This is a genomic window from Reyranella sp., assembly GCF_965279465.1.
Classification (GTDB): Bacteria; Pseudomonadota; Alphaproteobacteria; order Reyranellales; family Reyranellaceae; genus Reyranella.
The window spans coordinates 3,926,226-3,947,766 of the sequence record NZ_OZ257242.1 but is presented as its reverse complement, the minus strand read 5'-3'; the positions used below and the strand labels follow the sequence as shown (position 1 = coordinate 3,947,766).

The window sequence follows — 21,541 nt, the reverse complement described above, 5'->3', positions numbered from 1 at the left end:
GTCAGGAGGAAATCATGAAGCGCAGAACGATGTTGGCCGGCCTTGCCGGCGCCGCCGCGAGCTGGACGCTTCCGGCCGCCGCGCAGGACGAGTTCGGCTCGAAGGACCTCGTTGCCGCCGCCGAGAAGGAAGGTTCGCTGACCTATTACACGGCGAACTTCGCCGAGGTCGAGCAGGAGGTCATCAAGGCCTTCAACAAGCGCTTCCCCAAGATCAAGGTCGCGATGGTCCGCGCCCCGGGCGGCCAGATCATCACCCGCATCAAGACCGAGGCCGCGGCAGGCAAGCTCGCGGCCGACGTGGTCAACCATTCCGACCGCGGCCTGATGCTCGCGATCGAAGACCTGTTCCAGGACTACACGCCGCCCAACGCCTCGGACTATCGGCCCGATGCCCTGGTCTCGCCGAAGTTCTGGCCGGGCGTCACGCTCGGCTGGTCGATCGCCTACAACACCCAGCTGGTGAAGAACGCGCCAAAGACCTGGGCGGACCTCACCAAGGCCGAATACAAGGACAAGCAGATTGGGCAGGTCGTCGGCCCGTCCGGCGGCACGACGTGGACGCGCGTCATGTTCGAGCGTCAGGTGGTGGACCCGGACTACTGGAAGAAGCAGGCGGCGCTCGGGATCGCACTCTATCCGTCCGGCGCGCCACTCTCCGACGCGCTGGTGCGCGGCGAGGTTTCGATCGCGCCGCTGCTCTACAACATCATCTACACCAAGATCGTCGAAGGCGCGCCAGCCGAGGCGATCTTCGCGCCCGAGGGCGTGCCGATCATCCCCTATGCCGACGGCATCACCAAGACCTCCAAGAGCCCGAACGCGTCCAGGCTGTTCATGAACTGGCGCCTCAGCAAGGAAGGCCAGGCCTTCGCCATCAAGAACCTCGGCAACATCACCTCGATGAAGGAGCCGCCGGCCTTCCCGAAGGGCTGGGATCCGAAGCTGATCAAGGTCTGGGTGCCGAAGGGCGACGAATTCGAGAAGCTGCGCGAGCCCTGGCTCGACGAGTGGAACAAGACCTACGGATACCGCCAGTGACCGCAGCGCTGCTGATCGAGACGCTGGTCAAGAGGTTCGGAACCGGCCATGCGGCCGTCGACGGCGTGAGCTTCGAGGTGCCGGCGGGCGAGATCGTGGTGCTGCTGGGCCCGTCGGGCTGCGGCAAGACCACGACATTGCGCTGCGTCGCCGGCCTCGAGCATCCGACCGGCGGGCGCATCTCGATCGGCGGCCGCGTGGTCTCCGAACCCGAGCGCGGCGTGCTGGTTTCCCCGCGCGAACGCGACATCGGCATGGTGTTCCAGTCCTACGCGGTGTGGCCGCACATGACAGTGCGCCAGAACGTGGCCTATCCGCTCAAGCATCGCCGCAACGCCAGCGGCGGCGGCAACATCAAGGCCAAGGTCGACGAGACGCTGCAGCTCGTCGGCCTCGGTGACTATGCCGAGCGGCCGGTGACCTCGCTGTCGGGCGGCCAGATGCAACGCGTCGCGCTCGCCCGCAGCCTGGTCTATCGGCCGCAACTGCTGCTGCTCGACGAGCCGCTGTCCAACCTCGACGCCAAGCTCCGCATCCGCCTGCGCGACGAGCTGCGCCGCATCCTCAAGATGACCGGCATGACCGGCCTCTACGTGACGCACGACCAGGCCGAAGCCGTGGTTCTGGGCGACCGGATCGGCGTGATGCGCAACGGCAAGCTGCTGCAGATGGCGCCGCCGGGCGAGATCTACAACCGGCCGGCCGATTCCTTCGTCGCCAACTTCACCGGCGCCTCCAACGCGCTGCTCGGCACGGTGCTGGCCCGCAGCGGCGAGCGCGCCACCATCGATCTCGGCGCCGCCGGCCGGATCGAGGCCTGGACGCCGCAGCCGCTCAACGCCGGCGACAAGGCGCGCGTGGCGTTGCGCGCCGAGAACGTGCGGCTGGGCGAGCGCGGTGCGGCCAACGTCTTCTCCGGCCGCGTCGTCGACCGGCGCTACCAGGGCATGCAGACGGTCTACGACGTCGAAATGGGCGGCCAGCGCCTCGAGGTGCTCGAGGTCGGCACCGCGACCCGCCACGAGCAGAACGGCGAGGTCGCGATCACCCTTCCGCCCGAAACCTGCTGGGCCTATCGGGACGACGGCACGGCGGTCGATTAGGACCAAGCTCTTCCGGCTTTCTGGAACGCTGGTCGCCAGCCGACAGACCGCGCCGGCGAGTGGGGGCTTGCCAGAACTGCGCTCGACTCTGTAGATTGCGAATCATTCGCACTACCAACTGGCGGCCTTCGTAGACGGCGTGGCGCACGATCCATCCATATTGACGCTTTATCTGGCTCACCGTGGCGAACTGGTGAACTACGCCAGCGGCATCGTCGGCGATCGAGCACATGCCGAGGATGTCGTGCAGGACGCATGGTTGCGGCTGCGGGCGGCGGCTGGCCGGCGTCAGCCCGACGAGCCGCTGGGCTATCTCTATCGCATCGTACGCAATCTCGCGATCGACGGTCTGCGCCGCAAGACGCGCGAGGCCCGGGTCTTCGATCCCGGCATCGCCGCCGATGCAGAACTGGCCAGCAGCGATGCCCCTTCGCCCGAGAGCGAGGCGCAGGGCCGCGAGGAGCTTCGCCTGCTGCGGGAAGCCATGGCCGAGCTGCCGGACCGCACCCGCGTGGCGCTGGAGATGCACAGGTTTGGAGGCTTCAAGCTGCGCGAGATCGCCGCCCATCTCGGGGTCTCCGTCACGATCGCGCACGAGTTGATTGCAACGGCGGTCGCCCACTGCCGCTGGCGGGTGCGGCCGTCCTCAAGGTAACGTTTCGGTGTGTCACCGAAATCCGCGCACACGCCATCGTCCTTGAGACAGATGAACAGGCCCGCCAGCAATCCCGACCGAGCGACGATGGAGGCCGCCCGATGGCTGGTGGCGCTCGAGGACGATCCCGACGATGCCGACCTGCGATCGCGAATCGATGCCTGGCGGGCAGCCGATCCGGCGCACGACGCTGCCTGGCGGGATACGGCTCACGTTCACGCGCTCATGCCCGCAGCGGCCTCAGGGGAATTTGCGGCGCGCCAGCCGGGTGCCACGACGGCACGCCGCGGCGGGCGGCAGGGCTTCGGTCAGCGTATCGCCGCCGGTGTGCTGACTGCGGTAGCCGCCGGCATTCTCCTGCTGCTCGCGCCCGGCCTTGTCCTTCGTCTGCAGTCGGACCAGGTCACGACGACCGCGGAGGTCCGTTCGATCGCCCTCGACGACGGCTCCCTCGTGCTGCTTGGCGCCGACAGTGCGATCGCCCTCCTCGATCGCGACGCCAATCGCGGCATCCGCCTGCTGAAAGGCGAGGCCTTCTTCCAGGTCGCGCCCGATCCCGAGCGTCCGTTCAAAGTCGTTGCCCGCGATGTCGAGGTCACGGTGCTGGGCACGTCCTTCAACGTGCGGCTGGGCGTTGAAGGCGCCGAAGTTGCCGTGGCAACGGGTGTCGTGCAGGTGGCGACCACAGTGGAGGACCGGGCGGTCTCGCTCTATCTCGAGCCAGGCAACTGGGCGCGGATCGGCGCAACGCGCCCGGTCGAGCGCGGTGCCCTCAGAACGGACGAGGTCGCCCCCTGGCGGCGTGGCCAGATCGTGGCGCGCGACCGGCCGATGGCCGACGTCATCGATGAACTGCGGCGCTACTATCAGGGTGCGATCGTCGTTGCCGACGATGCATTGCGCGGCCGCCGCGTCACCGGCGTCTACAATCTCGGCGATCCGAAAGCGGCCTTGAACGCGATCGTGGGCGCGCACGGCGGCGCGGTGCGGCAGGTGTCGCCGTGGCTGCTCATCGCGTGGGGAAGCTGATCCCGGCCAAAGAAAATTTGGCGAAGCGCGCTTTCACGGGCGAAAAAGCGGCCGTCTCCGTCGTTGCCTGATTGAGGCTCGATGCTGAGACGCACGTTGATGACGTCACATCCTGCCCCTGCGTATTTCATTGGGGAGATCGGGGGATGGGCGCAGCAGATGCGCGCAAGGCGTTCTACGGCGTGCTGGCCGCGCTGGTGGCTGGAGCCGGAAATGCGCCGGGGACGTTGGCCCAGCCGGTCGGGCCCGAGCTTGCCCAGCGCCAGGCCACGTTCGACATCCCGTCCCAGCCGCTGACCGAGGCCATCGCCTCGTTCGGCCGGCAGTCGGGCATGCAGGTTTCGGTCGACGGCGACCTCGCGCGGGGTATCGCCTCGCCGGGCGTGAGCGGCACCATGGCGCCGGAGCAGGCACTCGGCCGCTTGCTGGCCGGCACGGGACTCACCTACCGCCTGACGGGCGGCAACACGGCGCTCCTCGTGCGCGTGGCGGACGGACAGGGCAGCGGCACCCTGCATCTCGACCCCGTACAGGTCCAGGCCGCGCTGTCGCCGCCGACGGCAACCATCGGCAACCTGCCGCCCACGGCACCGGGAGGCCAGGTCGCAACCGGCGGCCGCGAGGGCTTCCTCGGCAACCGCAGCTACATGGATACGCCGTACAGTGGCGCCAGCTACACCTCGACGTTGATCCAGAACCAACAGGCCCGGACGATCGCCAACATCATCGCGAACGAGCCGTCAGCCACCAAGTACGGGCTGACGGCGTTCGACACCATGAGGATGCGTGGCTTCTTCCTGGGCAGCGGCGGAGTTGCCTTCGACGGGCTGTTCGGCCTCGTGCCCGAGGACCGGGTGCCGTTGGAGGCGTACGAGCGGGTCGAGATCTTCCGCGGCCCGAACGCCTTCCTCAATGGATATGTCGGCGCAGTGGGCGGCAGCATCAACCTGGTGCCCAAGCGCGCGGGCAACACTGCGCTCACGTCGGTAGCGGCCACCTACGGCACGAACGGCCAGGTCGGCGGCCAGGCGGACGTCGGACGGCGCTTCGGCAGCGACCAGCAGTTCGGGGCACGCTTCAACGGCGCCTACCGCGACGGATACACGGCGCTGGCCAACAACAAGGAGCGCCTCGGCAACACTGCGCTCTCGCTCGACTACACCGGAAGCAACGTGCGGCTGGCCGCCCACTTCGGATACACGAAGCAGGACAGCCTCGCGGGCAACCAGCTCTTCACCATGGTGCCGAACGTGCCGGTTCCCGCCGCGCCCAACGCCTTCTCCGCCGTGCAGCAGTCCTGGGAGACGATCAACACGGAGTTCTTCTACGGTGTGGGACGCGCCGAGGTCGACCTTGCCAAGGACTGGACCGCCTTCGCCGCCTACGGTCAGTCCTACTATCGCGAGAGCTGGTTCCGCACGCTCGGCAGCGCGCTCAACTCGTACGGCGGGTTCACTTCGACCGGCCAGCAGTACTCTCGCAACTTCACCAAGCAGAGCGGCGAAGCGGGCGTCCGCGGCCGGATGACCACCGGCCCGATCAGCCATTCGCTGGCCATGGTCGCGACGGGCTACTGGGACGTGACCGCCAGCGCTTTCGGCACGGCCCCCTTCAGCCTCGCGAACAACCTGTACAGCCCGATCTTCCGCAATGCTCCGTCCGGCACGTCCAACGGCACTCCACCGAAATCGTCGGCGAACACGTACCTGTCGTTCGCGCTGTCCGACACCTTTTCGATCCTCGACGATCGCGCGCAGCTTCTGGTCGGTGCGCGGCAGCAAAGCATCCAGAATACCAACTACGCAACGACCGGCGCGGCGACGAGCAACTACTTCGCAAGCGCTGTCACGCCGTCGATCGGCCTGCTGGTGAAGCCTGCACCCTACGTCTCGCTTTACGGCAACTATATCGAGGCCTTGACGCAAGGGCCGACGGCCCCGACCACCGCCGCCAACGCCGGCCAGGTCTTCGCGCCGTCGCAATCGTGGCAGATCGAGGCCGGCGCCAAGGTCGACCTCGGGTCGTGGTCGGCGACGCTCGGCCTGTTCCAGATCACGCAGCCCGCCGGCATCACCGATCCGGCGACCCGGGTCTTCTCCGTGAACGGCCGACAGGTCAACAGCGGCATCGAGCTCAACGTCTTCGGCCAGCCGCTCGAGGCATTCCGGGTCCTCGGCGGCGTGATGCTGCTCGATCCCCGCCTGACGCAGACCGCCGGGGGAACCTACAACGGCATGATGGCGCCCGGCACGTCCAACTTCACGCTGAAGCTGGGCGGCGAATGGGATACGCCCTTCGCCAAGGGCCTCACCCTGACCGGCCGCGTCAACTACTTCAGCAGCCAGTACGTCAACGAGGCCAACACGCAGAGCATTCCCGCCTACACCCTTCTCGCCGTGGGTGCGCGCTACAGCTTCGAGGTCGATCACAAGCCCATGGCGATCCGCGCCAACATCGAGAACCTCTTGAACGAGAGCTCGTGGGCTTCTGCCTTCACCGGGGGCGTGGTCTATCGCGGCGCCCCGCGCACCATCTACGTCTCCCTGACGGCGGATTTCTGATCCCATCCCACAACGGACAAGCCATGCCCCCTTTCATACGTCCCCTGCTCGCCGCGCTGCTTGCTTTCGCAGCGACTCCGGCGATGGCCCATCACCTGTGGCTGGAGCGCGTCGGCGGAGGTTTTCACCTCTACTTCGGCGAGTTCGGCGAAAACCTCCGCGAGGTCTCGCCCGGCTCGCTCGACAAGCTGCAGCCGCAGGCCAGGGCCGTTTCATCCACCGGCGAGCATCCGCTGACCGCCGAGAAGTCGGCCGATGCGTTCGTTCTGACCGGCAAGAGCGATGGGGCCGACAGCATCCTCGCGGAGGACCTTCGCTGGCCTTACTTCGAACGCAAGCGCGACGGGAAGCGCGGGGTCTACATGCCGGCCGCGCGCTTCGTGCCCGACCGCTCGCCGCGCGCCGCGGTGCTGACGCTCGACGTCATTCCCAGGGGCGGCGACAGATTCCAGGTCACGTACAAGGGCAAGCCACTGACCAAGGCCAAGGTCGAAATCCGCACGCCATCGGGCTGGGGACGCGAGGAACACACCGACGCCGACGGAACATTCGAGGTCAAGCTGCCGTGGCGCGGTACCTATGTCTTCGAAGTCCAGCATGCTGACAACGATCCCGGCAAGCGCGGCGATGAATCGTATGACTTCGCGAACTACGTGACGTCACTCACGATCGTCCAGACCGAAGGCATCGAGCCGCTCCTGCCGTCGCCGGCGGCCAAGCCGCACTAGCGCCGCTCGAACGGACGCGTATTCATTGCCCGGAGCGCGGCCCTCCAGAGCCGCTCATTGGGTGCCAATCCCGAAGAAGAAGAGCCGCGCTCCCGGCAGACCAAAGTCAGGTCAGTGCCAATTGAGGCCCCTCCCCGCGCCGCGCGCAGGGAGGAAAACGATCTGGCAGCGTGAGCGAGGACGAACGCTTCAGGCTTTCTGGGCGTTGCCCGCGACCTCGACGGCCGCAGGCTCCTCGCCGCCCACAACTCGATAGACCACGCCGGCGAACACCGCGCCGATCAGCGGGGCGAGCCAGAACAGCCAGAGCTGCTGGAGTGCCCAGCCGCCGGCGAACAGCGCCGGCCCGGTGCTACGCGCCGGATTCACCGACGTATTGGTGACCGGGATGCTGACGAGATGGATCAAGGTCAGGCAGAGCCCGATGGCGATCGGCGCGAAGCCGCGCGGCGCGTTGCCGTGGGTCGCGCCCAGGATCACGAACAGGAAGCCGAAGGTCATCACGACCTCGCAGACGAAACCCGCCGCCAGCGAATAGCCGCCGGGGGAGTGCGCGTCGAAACCGTTGCTCGCGAAGCCGGCGTGAACGTCGAAGCCCGCCTTGCCGCTGGCAATGGCATAGAGCACCGCAGCGCCCGCGATCGCGCCCAGCACCTGCGCGACGATATAGGGCAGCAGCTCGGCGGCCTTGAACCGTCCGCCCGCCCACAACCCGACCGAAACCGCGGGATTGAGATGGCAACCCGACACGTGTCCGATGGCATAGGCCATGGTCAGGACCGTCAGGCCAAACGCCAGCGCGACGCCGGCAAAGCCGATACCGAGTTGAGGAAACGCCGCGGCGAGCACCGCGGAGCCGCATCCGCCGAGAACCAGCCAGGCCGTTCCGATGAATTCGGCCGTAAGCTTACGCATCATGATAATGCCCTCCCCAGGGATTCGCGGGGATGTCGCCCGGCAAGGCGATCAAACCACCCGCACTGTTGTGTAGTTTACTTCCGCCGCCGGGACGACGCTACGCCGATCTCATCAGACCAGGCGCTTGTGCAAGGAGCGACGACGACATCCCATGCCGCGGCGTTCTGCTAAGCCTCCATGTTCGACCAGTGCTCGAGGTCGAGGGCGACGCCACCGGCATGCACGAGGTATCCGCTTGCGGCCGCCGCTACCGCGGGCCGGGACGCCCTAGTGAGCCCGACCGCTTTTCCCAGCGCCTCCATTTGGCGCGTAGTTGATATCGATTTGGCGACGTGTAACCGATCATGATGAAGCCTTCTGTTGGCGATTCGTGCTCGAAGCGATCGGCGCCCGGCGTCGCGCAGCGCCTTTGCCGCGCGAGCGTAAGCCTCGCTTTACTTGTCGATGCGGAACTCCTTTGGTCCGCCATTGTCCGGACCATCGAACAGGACGAGCACCCGGTACTCCGACTCAGTCTCTTCGAGGACCAGCAGCGTCTCCGCCTTCTCGGACCGGTCGACACCTGGCAGCCTCCCCAAGAGACTGGGCGCATCGGCGTCCCGGCCACTCCACCACCACACGGTCGGCATCGGAAGCTCGGTCTGGCTCCGGCAGCCGGGAGGCGCCTTCGGGTCGGGATCGGAATCGAGACTGCGGCCGGCAAGGATCAGCACGCCATTCCTCACCGCCGCGAGGTCCCGCACCCCGATGCCCGGGCCGAGCGGCAGCCTCTTCACGGTGGACTTGGGCACCTCGCTCTTGAACAGATCGGCCAGGGCAAAGCGTAGTAGGAAAGCGTCTCCGTCGATCGACGGGGCGCGTAACCCAAGGAAGAGTTGGTCACCCTGTACCGCCAGCCCCTCGACCGTGACCCCGCACTGGTCAAGCTGTCGCTCTACGTAGAGTGACAGTGCCGGCTGAAGACGTAGTGCTTCGCGCAGCAATGCTGTGCGCTCGATCTGTACCGATACCGAGGCGTCGTCGTAAGGGTAGCCAGGTTGGCCAGTTGTGGGATCGACCGGAAAGCGGAACAGAAAGAAGGTGGAGGGCTTATATTTTCCGGCTTTGCGGCTGAGACCATGCGAGCCAGTGACGTAGTAGTAGCCCGGTTCATTCGTCTTCACTGGCGGCGCGTAGTGCACCCCCTCGGCGTCGATCTCTTCCATCGATATGTTGTCGATCTTGTCTGGGAGCAAGCGGATCACGCGGCCTGGCCGGATCCTGTCCCCGTCTATGTCGAAAAACTGCGCATACTTTTTCTCGTCATTCACGACGATGCAATGGCGAGTACCCTGAACGCATGCGGCACCACTTATCTCGCGTCGGGCGTCCTCGCTCTTGCCGAAGTCGGGTTTGACCTCCCAGTCTCGCGTACTCGCAGTAATCTCGGCGTGGGCCGTGGTTATCATGATCGGCAGAGTCGCGAAAAAGGAAAGATGACGCCACCATACCTTCGCGCTCTTCAGCACCGATACAGCCCCCAAGCGGGCGATCGCGGTTGCACTGAACATCGATGTCCTCCCGCCCGTCACGCTAGCCATCCGTTTCCCAATGCGGACCCCCAGTGTCAGAGCGGACGACGCACCAGTGACGCGGCGCAGGGAGCCGGAGCGCTCCGATTTCAGCACGGTCCAACGAGGGCCAAGATAGATCAGCGCGTGTCTCAGCCCTTTTGGACGAAGCCGGATGGACAACCTACCGGGCATCGGTAGCTAGAGCTGAATATCATCGAGTTCCGCAATTTCGTAATACTCATTCGGTAGAGGCCGCCCCGTCGATTCTTGCGGTCGCGGGCGCCGTCTGCGCCGACCTGCTGGCGCATTCTCCAGCGGGTCGAACTCGCTGAGCCGCTTCGCGCCGCCTGCTCCGCCGACGAAGGCAAGGCCCGTCAGCCGCTCTATTTCACTAATCCGGGTCTGGAATGTCTTGTACTCACCGAATGGCACTTCGGTTATCTCGATACCAAATTGTGCGATCACTTCTTCCTGGCCTGCGATGTAGGCGGTCGCGAACAGCTCCTTTTTCGGCGTGACAGCGGCAACGACCTTCCAGAATTGAAGGGGGTACTTGACCTTGCGGTACTCGGGATCGCCATCGTCCAGCACGGGTCCGGTGATGACTTGCGCGTTCACTTCTCCTTCGAGGATGGATCGCTCCAGGATGTAGCGCTCGATGCCTTGCCAGATCTCTTTGTTCTGGTTGAACCTCGCGTGCTGCGGGACGCAATTGGCCCAGTGCAACGTGTCAGCCGCCGAGGCGAGCGCCGCTCGCGGCGACTTTCCGAACTCCAGATCCTCCCGACGCGTCATGTGGCCACGGTCAAAGTTGTTGCTGGCGTAGTACCAATTCTCGAGTTGATGCTCGGCGAGGATGCGCGGGTCGCGCCGCCACACATCCGGGGGCCGGCTCATCTCGAATCGGTCGCCGAACGAAACGTTCGCCGCGGAGTAGATCGGTAATCGCCGCTGCTTGTGCACGACGACGCTGTAATTGTGATAGTGCAGGAGGAACTTGTTGCCGTCCTTGGGCTTCAGAAGCGGCGCCGCGACGGCTTCAAGCGCGTCCCCCAGAACCGGAAAGCCGACCCGAAGCGGCGGCGCACCGAGAAAGTCGGGATCGAAGCCTTTCCGCCTCGAGTAATCGTCATCGAACGGCGCGTCGAAGCTTGCGTCGGGCTTCTTCTTCTTTTCGAGAAGCCCAGCGCCGACCATGCCTGTGGCTTCGGTGCCCTGCGGCGTCGTCACCGACACAGGCCCCAACCGGCCATCAGCTTGAACCTGTAGCCGAACTTCTAGTGGAATCGAAATCGTGCGAGCGTCGGCCATTCGGGTCTCCCTGGGCGGGGTCATCGTCGTCGGTGACAGGAGCGACGGACCGGTAATGCGAGCCGTCGCCGGCGTCGCGGCGAACAGCGGCAAAAGGAGCGGATGTTGCCGATGGGCTTCCTTCAGCGTCTGCACGATCCGGCTGACGCGAATGCCTTCGTTGCCGATCCACTTCGTGCTGCCGTCGGGGTTGCTCTGCACCACGCCGTTTCGCTTCTCCGGCACGCCGGCATGATGCAGCGCCACCACGAACCAGTCGTTGTTGAAAACGGGGGAACCGGAAGAACCCGGATTTGTATCGGTCGAGTACCAGAGAACATCGTTATCGCGCTTGATAAACTGGTTCTCGCGAACACATACTTGTTTGCGGGCCCCGTCGGCGTGTTGAATAATTGTCAGCCACTCGCCTTCCGATACTTTCCCGGTGGTTTCGACCAAGGGTAAGCAACCGAAAGTCGACAGTGCCGTGGCGTTGTCCGCTGATGTGGCTTCGACTGCAACGATGGTGAAGTCGAGATTCTTTTGGGTGAAGAACAGCTCGTCCGGCAACACTCGGTAGTTGACTGGCCCGCGCTCAGTGTCGCTCAGATCGAGCTCGTAGCTGAACTGCGCGCGTGCCTGCGCCGCGGAGGCTGCGTCAGGCAGCACATGATTGTTCGTAATCAGAACGCGCGGCGCGATCAGGAAACCGGTCCCGTAACCTTGCCCGCCAAGGTCAATGCGGGCAACCGCACGCGCCGCGATGGCGCCTCTCTCCAAATAGCTTATGGGCTGCAGCTCATTGCCGCCAATTATGCGCTCGAAAACGTCATCCGCTTCCTGCGTCTCACCAATGCTCTCGCGTAGAAATTCGCGGCGTGACCGCAAGACGTCTTGGCTCGCTACTTCATCAGGTCGTTTTGTTCGCAGGATTGAAGCAAGCCGTATCAGCTCCGCGAGCAAGACCGGATCGAGCTGGGCAACGGCGGAATCCTTCGCCTGGGAAGTATCGATGGTCACCATGACACAATCGGACGGACCCCTCCGGAAATCACACCTGGATGCAATGTAACCTCGGGTTGTAGATTGTCAAGCAATACGTTCTCAACCGATTTCGTGCCAACATCACTGATATCGTGCGAGACGGCGGCTGAGATTCCTATTGGTCTGCCTCGCAGCGCCGCCCGACGTCGCCGTCAGTTAAACTTTCACCTCTATTTCGTGACAAATCCTCGGGCCACGGGAGAAGACGAGTGCCGGAATGAGCCGGTTTGGCGAGCCGAACCGGAACCGCAATCTTGATGGGTGTCGGAGCCGCACACTAAACCTCGGCGTGCTACGAATGCAGCGATCCCCGATGCAGTGCCGCGGGGTGCTACCGAATAACTAGTCGGGTGCCTCGCGTTGGTCGCGAAGCGGCCGTCTCGAAGGATAGCCCGCACAGGAAATCTTAGAACAAGCCGATTTGCAACATCGGTTGTGTTGCCACCCTTCGAGACGCATCGCTTCGCGCCGCTCCTCAGGCTGAGGGGAAAGTCAAAGTTAGATTAGCGCCTACGAGCGCGGCTCTGGAGAGCCGCGCCCCTAGCGGGCTGAACTCAAGATGACAACGATGAACGTGGGGTTGGAGTGAGGCCCCGCCAGGACAGTGCCGCCCGCAGCGCCTCGGTTAGCGGTGCATCGTGCTCCGGCAGCAGGACCTGCGGATCGAGGGTCAGCACGCCGCGCGACGCGTGGCGCTCCGACAGATGCACGGGCGGGTCGCCTTGCTGCAACCGGGCGCTGAGCGCGAGTGCGTCCGGCACGGCGATCTCGAGCACCGGCACGCGGCCGGTGACCGACGCCGACACGAGCGTCACCGCGTGACCGTTCAACCCGGCGGCGATCGCCTTCAGCCGCGCCTCGAGGCGGGCATTGTCAGCCGCGTCGTCGGCCTTCACGAAGCGATCGAGCGCGGTGAGCAGCCCGACGATCTCCTCCTTGCCTGCCTTGAAGCCGCGGCCGATGCCGTGATGGGGCACGCCGCGCAGGTTGGCGCGATCGATCAGCCTGGGCGGCGACCAGGTCTGCGGCGCCACATCCATGTCGAGCTGCTGCAACAGCGCCGAGGCCACGAGGTCGCGCCGGCCGGCGAGAATGCCGGAGGCCTGCGGACCGCCCAGCGCCTTGCCACCGGAGAAGGCGACGAGATCGGCACCCATAGCGATGAAGCGCTTCAGATTCTCCTTGGGCGGAAGCTGGGCCGCCGCATCGACGATCAGCGGCAGACCGTTGGCCCGGCACACGGCGGCGACCGCCGGCAGGTCGACGATGCTGTTGGCATTGGCCGAGAAGCCGACCGCGACGACGGACGGCGACAGGGCCGCCTCGATTTCCCAGGCCTCCAGCCCGCGCACGCCGGCGCCCGTGCCGCGGTCGTTGTGCCCGATATCGACCAGTCGCGCGCCCGACGCGGCAAGCGCGTGGGCGTAGCCGGTGCGGTGCGTCCGCGGCAGCAGGATGTCGGCCGCGACGTGCGGCAACGCCGCCATCTTCGCCACGTCCCAGCGCGCGATCGACGCCGCAGCGGCGAGCGTCAACGCGGCGGCGGCGCCCGTCGTCACCAGCCCTGCCTCCGCGCCCGTCGCCTCGGCGATGCGCCGGCTCGCGGCGTCCTGCAATTCGCCGATGTCGACCGATGCCCGCGACGCCGCGGCCATCGCCTCGACGACTTCCGGCGCCATCACCGCGCCACCCAGGCGGGTCAGCGCTCCGGCGGCATTGACGCGGCGACGAACGCCGAGGCTTGCGTAGGGATCGGAAACGGTCATTCTCCAAGCTTACTCGTCGGGGGCCGAAGCGGCCATGCAGGCAGAGAAGGTGGAAACCGTCATCGTCGGCGGCGGTCAGGCCGGGCTGACGCTCAGCCACATGCTCAGCAAGAGGGACCGCCCGCATGTCGTGCTCGAGCGCGCCCGCATCGCCGAACGGTGGCGCTCGGAGCGCTGGGACGGCCTGCGGTTCCAGTTCCCGAACTGGTCGGTGCAGCTGCCGGACTTTCCCTTCCCGCACGCCGATCCAGAGGGTTTCGCCACGAGCGAGGAGATCGTCGACTTCCTGACGGCCTATGCCGACTTCATCGCTGCGCCCGTCCGCTGCGGCGTGACCGTGACGGCACTGCGTCGGCGTGACGGCGGCGCCGACTTTTACCTGGAGACTTCGGACGGACCGATCCGGGCGAGCAACGTGGTCGTCGCCACAGGCCCCTATCAGATACCGATCATCCCGGCCCTGCTGCCGGAAGACGCCGGCCTGTATCAGGTTCACGCCAGCCGGTATCGCGAGCCGGGCCAGCTTCCGGACGGAGCCGTGCTGGTCGTGGGCTCCGGCGCCTCGGGCGCCCAGATCGCCGAGGAACTCATGCGCGCCGGCCGCCGCGTCTACCTCTCGGTTGGCCGCCACCGCCGTCTGCCGCGCCGATATCGCAGCCGCGACCTGATCTGGTGGCTGGCGGCGATGGGGCTGGATCGGACGCCGATCGAAAAGCGCGGGCCGGACAAGACCCTGCCCCTGATCACAGGAGCGTACGGCGGTCACACGATCGATTTCCGGACCTTTGCCGCCGAGGGAGCGGTCCTGTTGGGACGTTTGGAGTTGATGTCTGGCCGCACCCTTCACTTTGCCCCCGATCTGGCCAACAGCCTGCGATCCGGAGATGCCGCCTACACGGCCTTCCTCGATCTCGTGGACAGCTTCGTGGGGCGGCAAGGGCTCGACGTTCCGGAAGAGCCTGGCGCCCGCACCATGCGAGCCGACCCTGCCTGTGTGATGGACCCCGTCCGCACTCTCGACATCGATGCCGCGAGCATCGGCTCCGTGATCTGGTCGACCGGCTATGGCTGCGACTTCGGCTGGATCGATCTTCCGGTGCTCGATGGCCGGGGAGAACCGGTCCACCGCGACGGCATCACCGATGTCCCGGGATTGTATTTCCTCGGGCTGCAATGGCTCTCCAGGATGAATTCCTCTTTCCTGGTCGGCGTCGCAGAAGACGCGGCCCGGCTGGCGGACCATATTGCCGCGAGATCACCGGGAATGAGCTGATCATATTCCTCCCTGCGCGAAGCGCGGGGAGGTGTCGCCGTCTTACGGCGACGGAGGGGTCATGGGCCGCACCGATACTGCGGCCCATGACCCCTCCGCCCCTTCGGGTCACCTCCCCGGCTTCGCCAGGGAGGAACAGGATAGGATGGCGGAGATGGGTGAACGGACGATCCGCACGATCGCCCTGACCAGCGTCGCGATGCTGTGCTTTGCGGCGAACTCACTGCTCTGCCGGCTGGCGCTGGCGCCGAAGCTGATCGATCCGGCGACCTTCACGAGCGTCCGCGTCCTCTCGGCAGCGGCGCTCCTGACGGCCTGCGTGCTCGTGGGACGCGGGCATCTCCCTCGTCGGGCCTACGCAAACACGCGCTCGATCGCGGCGCTGCTCGGGTACATGGCGTTCTTCTCCTTCGGCTATACGCGTCTCAGCGCAGGCACAGGGGCTCTCCTTCTCATCGGCGGGGTGCAGCTCACGATGCTGTACGTCGCCTGGCGCGAAGGCGAACGGTTTTCGCTGCCTGCATGGTCCGGGCTCGGACTGGCCCTGCTCGGCGTGCTCTATCTCGTCCTGCCCGGCGTCAGCGCTCCCGATCCGCTGAGCGCTGCGCTGATGGCGATCTCAGGCGCCTCCTTCGGATTGTTCTCGCTGCTGGCCCGGCGCGGAAGCGATCCCGTCGAGGTCAACGCCAGCAACCTGCTGTGGTGCCTGCCGCCCGTGGCGCTGGTGAACCTGTGCCTGGTCGACGGTTTCATCGGCACGCCGGCGGGTTTCGCACTGGCGACCGCGTCCGGCGCCCTGGCGACGGGCTTCGGCTACATCGTCTGGTATCTGGCGGTGCGCAGTCTCACGGCGGGACAGGCGGCGACGGTCCAGCTCTCGATGCCGGCAGTCACCGCGCTCGGCGGCGTGATCTTTCTGGCCGAGCCGCTGTCCCTGCGCCTGCTGATCGCTTCCGCTGCAATGATCGGCGGAATCGCCATCGTCCTGGTTCAGCGATTAAAACCGGCCCGGCCGACCGGCGCCTGATGAACACCACCGGGCGGTCGCCAGCTTGCCTGGTGTTGATTGGCGACCTCCTCTCAGTCGTCCTGAGCGAAGCGAAGGACCTCACGCCAGCAACATGGGTCCGTGTCTGACCGTTCGGCGAGATCCTTCGCTACGCTCAGGATGACAACGAGAGCATGGCGCGCATTCCCTCCATCCAATTGATGTAAGGCTGAGCTCGCTAGTCCGATCGTCGGCCGATGATCGCGACCGGGCCGCCGCCGGCCGGGCCCTGGTGCTCGGCGCCGCCGGAGACGTAGAGCATCGTGTCGCCGATCACACCGGCCAGCACGCCGCCGACCAGGGCGCGGGCGTGGCGGGTGGAATGGATGTCGCTGTCGTCGAGCATGGTGTGGCGCCGGCCGCGGATCTCGCCGGTCGGCGCGGCCTCCGCCTTGGCGAGCAGGGCGACGGTCTCGCCGCCGATCGCGGCCAGCACGCGGCGCGCGGCCTCGGCGTCGATCGCGTCCTTCATCACGCCGTGACCGATCACCAGGTCGCCTGACCACGCCGCCGAATTGCCCAGCACGACGATCTCGTTGCGCAGCAGCTCGACGCCGGCCGAGGTGCTGGCGACGCTCGAAAAGAGCGACCAGTCCTTGCAGATCGCCGACTCGGGCGCCGCCTCGATCTCGCCGAGGGCCAGCGCGACGCCGAGCGCCGAGGCGCCGCGCGAGACAGCCATCGAATGATAGGTGTCCTCGGTCGCGGTCTTCGCGCCGCGCCGCGCGGCCTCCTCGATTCGCTCCTTGGTGAGCAGCGGGCACTTGATCTGCACGAAATGAACGTCGGCGGGCGAGGCGATGCCGGCGTCCTTCATGGCGAGGCCAACGGCAGCCGCCGTTTCCTCGATCTGGGCCGTCCGGCCGATCTCTTCCGGCTTGAAGGCGCGCGTCAAGCCGACGCCGATCGCCAGGCGCGGCGCCGACGGTGGCGCCGCCCCCGCCTCGCGGCAGAACACCAGCAGGTGCGGCGACAGCCCGCCTTCGGTGCCACCCGACATCACGATCGCGACTCGCTTCTCGACCTCGGCGAGCGGGCAGCCGATCCTCTCGGCCAGCAGCAGCTTCAGCGCGAGGGTGGCGTAACCCCGGGTGAAGTCGTTGACGCAGCCGTTGCCCTCGGTCTTGCCGACGATGGCGACGATCGTCGCGGGATCGACCTCGCCCCGGTCGATCGCCGCGGCGAGCGGCGCGGTGTCGTGCGGGCCGGCGGTGGCGAGCCGCAGCACCTTGGCGTGACGAGTCACCTCAGGCCGCCTTGCCGGCGTCGCTGCCGAGCCGCTCGCGACGGCGGCGCAGGATGATCGTCGAGACCAGCGCCAGCGCGATCACCAGGAAGCTGAGGCCCGTCGTCACGGTGCCCAGCGCATAGAGCACCGGCGTGGTGACGTTGGTGGTCATGCCGTAGATCTCGAGCGGCAGGGTGTTGAAGGTGCCGGCGGTGTAGAGGCTGCGGGCAAACTCGTCGTAGCTCAGCGTGAAGCCGAACAGCCCGACGCCGATCAGGCTCGGCAGCAGGATCGGGATGATGACGTGACGCACGGTCTGCCACGAGGTCGCCCCGAGGTCGCGCGCCGCCTCCTCGAAGCGCCGGTCGAAGCGGTTGAAGACGGCGAACATGATCAGCAGGCCGAACGGCAGGGTCCAGGTGAGATGCGCGCCGAAGGCCGAGCTGTACCACGCCGTGTCGATCCCCATGACCCGGAACAGCAGGCCGATGCCGAGGCTGATCAGGATCGAGGGCACGATCAGGCTGGCGATGGCGAGATAGAAGATCACGGTCGAGCCGCGGAAGCGGCTGCGGAAGGCGAGGCCGGCCGCGAAAGACGCCAGCACCGTGACCACCATGGTGGCGAGGCCCAGCACGATCGAGCGCTGGAAGGAGCCGGCGAAGTCGCCGACCATCTGCTTCTCGAACAGGTTCCCGAACCAGTGGACCGAGACGCCGCGCATCGGGAAGGTGAGGCCGCCCGACGGTCCCTGGAAAGACAGAATCACGATGGTGATCGTGGGCCCGTAAAGGAACAGCACGAACAGGCAGAAGAAGGCGGTGAGCAGCCAGAAGGCAAGGCCGCGGCGTTGCTGCAGCACGTCACAGCTCCTTGCGGATGTCGACCAGGCGCATCATGACGGCCACCGTCAGCAGCACCAGGATCAGCAGTACCACCGCATTCGCCGCGGCGGCGGGATATTGCAACAGCGACATGGCGTTCATCATCATGAGGCCGACCGAGGCTGTCTGGCCGCCGCTCATCAACCGCACGGTGACGAAGTCGCCCATCACGATGGTGACGACGAAGATCGAGCCGATCGCGATGCCGGGCTTGCACAGCGGCAGGATGACGTTCCACAGCGTCTGCCAGCCCGACGCGCCGCCGTCGCGCGCCGCCTCGAGCAGGCTGCGGTCGATGCGCACCATCGAGTTGAAGATCGGCACGACCATGAACAGCGTGTAGAGGTGCACGTAGGCCAGCACGACCGCGAAATTGGAGAACAGCAGGAACTCGAGCGGCTGCTGGATGAGCCCGAGCTCCAAAAGCGCGGAGTTCATCAGCCCGTTGCGGCCGAGGAAGGGGATCCACGAGATCATGCGGATGATGTTCGAGGTCCAGAACGGGATGGTGCAGACCAGGAACAGCACGGTCTGCCAGGTCGGCGAGCGGACGTAGAAGGCGAGATAATAGGCGATGGTGAAGCCGATCAGCAGGGTCAGCACCCAGGTGATGACAGCGAACTGAAGCGTCTGCAGATAGGTCTGCCAGGTCACCGGCGAGAGCAGCAGCTCCTCGTAGTTCTGCAGCAGGAAGGCCGGGATGATCTGGGTCGTGCTGTAGTCGAAGAAGCTCACCACCACGATCGTGGCGATCGGCACGACGAGGAACAGCAGGAACACCAGCGACAGCGGCGCGACCTGCAGATAGGTGACCCAGGAATTGACTCGTTTCATTTCAGATCTCCTCCCCTTGGCGGAACCCGCCAAGGGGAGGTGTCGCGGTCATACCGCGACGGAGGGGTCGTGAGGCACGAGCCGTGCCGCCTTCCCCCTCCGTCGGCGTAAGACGCCGACACCTCCCCCGCCGAGCGGGGGAGGCATGCTCCTTGGTTACTCGATTGCCTCTAAGCGGCGATGAACTGATTCCACTTCTGGACCATGTAGCGGTCCTCATCCATCACCGCGTTCCAGCACGAGACGGCGCCCATGCGGTCGTAGAACGAGCCGCCGTCGCGCACCGTGCCGGCCTTCTCCATCACCTTGCCCTGCGGGCTCATGATGTCCTTCTGCGCGGGCTTGCCTTCCATCCAGAAGCCCCACTCGTCGGCCGTCATGTTGGCCTTGGCGGTCTCGAGCACCGCCGAGTAGTAGCCCTGGCGATTGAGGAACGCGCCGACCCAACCCGACATGTACCAGTTGAGGTAGTCGTACGCCGCGTCGAGCTGCGATCCGGTGAGGTGCTTGGCGAGCGCGAGACCGCCGCCCCAGGCGCGATAGCCTTCCTTGAGCGGCTGGTAGACGCAGGGCACGCCCTTGGCGCGCACCGCGGCAACTGCCGGCGACCACATCGACTGGATCACCACCTCGCCCGAGGCCATCAGGTTGACCGACTCGTCGAAGGTCTTCCAGAAGGCGCGGAACTGGCCCTCCTTCTTGGTCTTGATCAGGAAATCGATGGTCTTGTCGATCTCCGCCTTGGTCATGTTGCCCTTGTCGACATACTTCGTGATGCCTGCCGATTCGCAGATCATCGCGGCATCCATGATGCCGATCGAGGGCACGTTCAGGATCGATGTCTTGCCCTTGAACTTCGGGTCCAGGATGTCCTTCCACTGGGTGATCGGACGGCCGACCAGGTCGGGGCGGATGCCCAGCGTGTCGGCGTTGTAGATCGTCGGGATCAGGGTGAACCACTGGGTCGGCGCCTTGGCGAAGGCGACCGAGTCCTTGCCGTCGACGAAGCCGACGGTCGAGGGCGCGGTACCCTGCGCAATCGTCGAGTCGGGCTTCAGCTTGCCGGTCGTGAAGATCGGCACGATCTTGTCGAACAGCTTGATCTTCTTGGTGTCCATCGCCTGGAGGGTCTTGGCCGGGAAGACCTTCTTGACCATCCAGTACTCGATATCGCCGATGTCGAACGAGTTCGGCTGGGTGACCACGCGCTGAACGACCGCGTCGGAATCGAGGGCCGTCATCTGCAGCGTGAAGCCCAGGTCGGCCTTGGCCTTCTCCGCGATCTCGTTGAACGCCGAGACGCCAGTGCCGCACTGGCGCAGCACTATGTTCTTGTTGTTCTGCGCCCAGATCATCGGCGCGCCGATCACGCCGCTGCCTACCGCCGCGCCCGCGAGCGCGCCTGCTCCCTTGAGGATCTTGCGGCGCCCCATGCCGTTCGTCTTCCGTGCCATCTTCACGTCTCCTTGCTTTCAGATCTTACGCTTGAACTCACCGCCCGAGGACATGCACGTCCTTGGGCGTCCACGACAGCACCACCGGCTGACCCGGTACGACCGGGTTGGCGTCGAAGCGCGCCTCCGGCACGACGGCCGAAAGCGGATCGAGGCCGGCCACGTCGATGCCGACCTGCACGGTCGAGCCGAGATATTCGACCGAGCGCGTGATGCCCGAAAGCGAGGTGGCGTCGAGCGGCGCGGCGCCGGACTGCAAGATGATGCGATCGGCGCGTATCGCAACGAACTTGGCATCGCCCCCACCTGGATTTCCGCGTGTGCGAGCGACCGCTGCCGGAATGACATTGTGCCCGCCGATGAACCTGGCGACGAAGGCCGACGCCGGCTTGTTGAACACATCGCGTGCGCTGCCCGCCTGCTCGATCTTGCCCTGGTTCATCACCACCACCAGGTCGGCCAGCGCCATGGCCTCGTCCTGGCTGTGCGTCACGTGGATGAAGCTGATGCCGAGCCGCGTCTGCAGCGCCTTCAGCTCCTCGCGCATCTTGATGCGCAGGAACGGATCGAGCGCCGACAGCGGCTCGTCGAGCAACAGGACCTGCGGGTCGGTGATGAGCGCGCGCGCCAGCGCCACCCGCTGCTGCTGGCCACCGGAGAGCTGCGACGGCAACCGGCCGGCATACGGCTCCATCTGCACGCGCTTCAGCAGCTCGAGCGCTCGTGCGCGGCGCGTCGCCTTCTCGACACCGCGCATCTTGAGGCTGAAGGCGACATTGTCCGTGCAATCGAGATGCGGGAAGAGCGCGTAGCTCTGGAACATCATCGCCGTGCCGCGCGCCGCCGGCGGGAGCTGGGTGATGTTCTCGGACCCCAGGATGACGTCGCCTTCCGATGCCTCCTCGTGGCCGGCGATCATGCGCAGCGTCGTGGTCTTGCCGCAGCCGCTGGGACCGAGCAGGCAGCAATAGGAACCGGCAGGGATCTTCAGATGGATGGCATCGACAGCCACGGCGCTGCCATAGCGCTTCGTGAGATGGACCAGTTCGATGTCGGGCTTATTCGCCATGGGGCCTCGGGAGCAAGTACCATGCCATTACTGTAAAATAGAATCCGGGCCCTCCGTTAGTCGG

At 65.9% G+C, this 21,541-nt stretch carries 17 protein-coding genes; 8 read left to right on the top strand and 9 right to left on the bottom strand.

Annotation, left to right across the window (positions count from 1 at the left end):
* Positions 1–14: 14 nt before the first annotated feature.
* The 6 genes from ACQY8M_RS19290 to ACQY8M_RS19265 all read left to right on the top strand — a co-directional run bounded on the left by ACQY8M_RS19290 (position 15) and on the right by ACQY8M_RS19265 (position 7,116).
* Positions 15–1,040 (top strand): extracellular solute-binding protein, encoded by a 1,026-nt coding sequence (locus ACQY8M_RS19290; RefSeq protein ID WP_428675162.1) that lies wholly within the window; start codon positions 15–17, stop codon positions 1,038–1,040.
* Complete coding sequence (locus tag ACQY8M_RS19285) at positions 1,037–2,143, top strand: ABC transporter ATP-binding protein (RefSeq protein ID WP_428675160.1); 1,107 nt, start codon at positions 1,037–1,039, stop codon at positions 2,141–2,143. The genes ACQY8M_RS19290 and ACQY8M_RS19285 overlap by 4 nt, the downstream gene beginning before the upstream one ends.
* A gap of 193 nt (positions 2,144–2,336) precedes the next feature.
* Positions 2,337–2,798 carry a sigma-70 family RNA polymerase sigma factor gene (locus ACQY8M_RS19280; protein WP_428675158.1) on the top strand — a complete coding sequence of 154 codons (462 nt, stop codon included), beginning with the start codon at positions 2,337–2,339 and terminating at the stop codon, positions 2,796–2,798.
* Positions 2,799–2,849: 51 nt separating this feature from the next.
* The gene (locus ACQY8M_RS19275; protein WP_428675156.1) at positions 2,850–3,827 is read left to right on the top strand and encodes a FecR family protein; all 978 of its coding nucleotides are present in this window, start codon (positions 2,850–2,852) and stop codon (positions 3,825–3,827) included.
* 146 nt (positions 3,828–3,973) lie between these two features.
* Complete coding sequence (locus tag ACQY8M_RS19270) at positions 3,974–6,388, top strand: TonB-dependent siderophore receptor (RefSeq protein ID WP_428675154.1); 2,415 nt, start codon at positions 3,974–3,976, stop codon at positions 6,386–6,388.
* Positions 6,389–6,411: 23 nt separating this feature from the next.
* A complete protein-coding gene (locus ACQY8M_RS19265) occupies positions 6,412–7,116 on the top strand; it encodes a DUF4198 domain-containing protein (protein ID WP_428675152.1) in 705 nt (234 codons plus the stop codon).
* A gap of 189 nt (positions 7,117–7,305) precedes the next feature.
* Here ACQY8M_RS19265 and aqpZ read toward each other — a convergent pair whose 3' ends face one another.
* From aqpZ to ACQY8M_RS19245, 4 genes are all read right to left on the bottom strand, one after another.
* Positions 7,306–8,034, bottom strand: a complete 729-nt coding sequence (aqpZ, locus tag ACQY8M_RS19260) for an aquaporin Z (RefSeq protein ID WP_428675150.1) — start codon at positions 8,032–8,034, stop codon at positions 7,306–7,308.
* Positions 8,035–8,468: 434 nt separating this feature from the next.
* A complete protein-coding gene (locus ACQY8M_RS19255; protein ID WP_428675148.1) occupies positions 8,469–9,584 on the bottom strand; it encodes a DUF3616 domain-containing protein in 1,116 nt (371 codons plus the stop codon).
* A 201-nt stretch (positions 9,585–9,785) separates the two neighbouring features.
* The gene (locus ACQY8M_RS19250; protein ID WP_428675146.1) at positions 9,786–11,900 is read right to left on the bottom strand and encodes a DNA/RNA non-specific endonuclease; all 2,115 of its coding nucleotides are present in this window, start codon (positions 11,898–11,900) and stop codon (positions 9,786–9,788) included.
* A gap of 575 nt (positions 11,901–12,475) precedes the next feature.
* A complete protein-coding gene (locus tag ACQY8M_RS19245) occupies positions 12,476–13,687 on the bottom strand; it encodes an aminotransferase class V-fold PLP-dependent enzyme (protein WP_428675144.1) in 1,212 nt (403 codons plus the stop codon).
* 34 nt (positions 13,688–13,721) lie between these two features.
* On the opposite strand from ACQY8M_RS19245, the gene ACQY8M_RS19240 reads away from it, so the two are divergent.
* Both ACQY8M_RS19240 and ACQY8M_RS19235 read left to right on the top strand, forming a co-directional pair.
* A complete protein-coding gene (locus ACQY8M_RS19240) occupies positions 13,722–14,960 on the top strand; it encodes an NAD(P)-binding domain-containing protein (RefSeq protein ID WP_428675142.1) in 1,239 nt (412 codons plus the stop codon).
* A 154-nt stretch (positions 14,961–15,114) separates the two neighbouring features.
* On the top strand, positions 15,115–15,987 hold the full coding sequence (locus ACQY8M_RS19235) for a DMT family transporter (RefSeq protein WP_428675140.1): 873 nt from the start codon (positions 15,115–15,117) through the stop codon (positions 15,985–15,987).
* A gap of 199 nt (positions 15,988–16,186) precedes the next feature.
* Here ACQY8M_RS19235 and ACQY8M_RS19230 read toward each other — a convergent pair whose 3' ends face one another.
* The 5 genes from ACQY8M_RS19230 to ACQY8M_RS19210 all read right to left on the bottom strand — a co-directional run bounded on the left by ACQY8M_RS19230 (position 16,187) and on the right by ACQY8M_RS19210 (position 21,477).
* Positions 16,187–17,254: a ring-opening amidohydrolase gene (locus tag ACQY8M_RS19230; RefSeq protein ID WP_428675138.1), complete on the bottom strand. Its 1,068-nt coding sequence runs from the start codon at positions 17,252–17,254 to the stop codon at positions 16,187–16,189.
* Between the two features lies 1 nt (position 17,255).
* Positions 17,256–18,098, bottom strand: coding sequence for an ABC transporter permease (locus ACQY8M_RS19225; RefSeq protein ID WP_428675136.1), 843 nt, complete (start codon positions 18,096–18,098; stop codon positions 17,256–17,258).
* A gap of 1 nt (position 18,099) precedes the next feature.
* Positions 18,100–18,954: an ABC transporter permease gene (locus ACQY8M_RS19220; RefSeq protein ID WP_428675134.1), complete on the bottom strand. Its 855-nt coding sequence runs from the start codon at positions 18,952–18,954 to the stop codon at positions 18,100–18,102.
* Between the two features lie 170 nt (positions 18,955–19,124).
* The gene (locus ACQY8M_RS19215; RefSeq protein WP_428675132.1) at positions 19,125–20,408 is read right to left on the bottom strand and encodes an ABC transporter substrate-binding protein; all 1,284 of its coding nucleotides are present in this window, start codon (positions 20,406–20,408) and stop codon (positions 19,125–19,127) included.
* A 37-nt stretch (positions 20,409–20,445) separates the two neighbouring features.
* On the bottom strand, positions 20,446–21,477 hold the full coding sequence (locus tag ACQY8M_RS19210; RefSeq protein WP_428675130.1) for an ABC transporter ATP-binding protein: 1,032 nt from the start codon (positions 21,475–21,477) through the stop codon (positions 20,446–20,448).
* Positions 21,478–21,541: the final 64 nt, after the last annotated feature.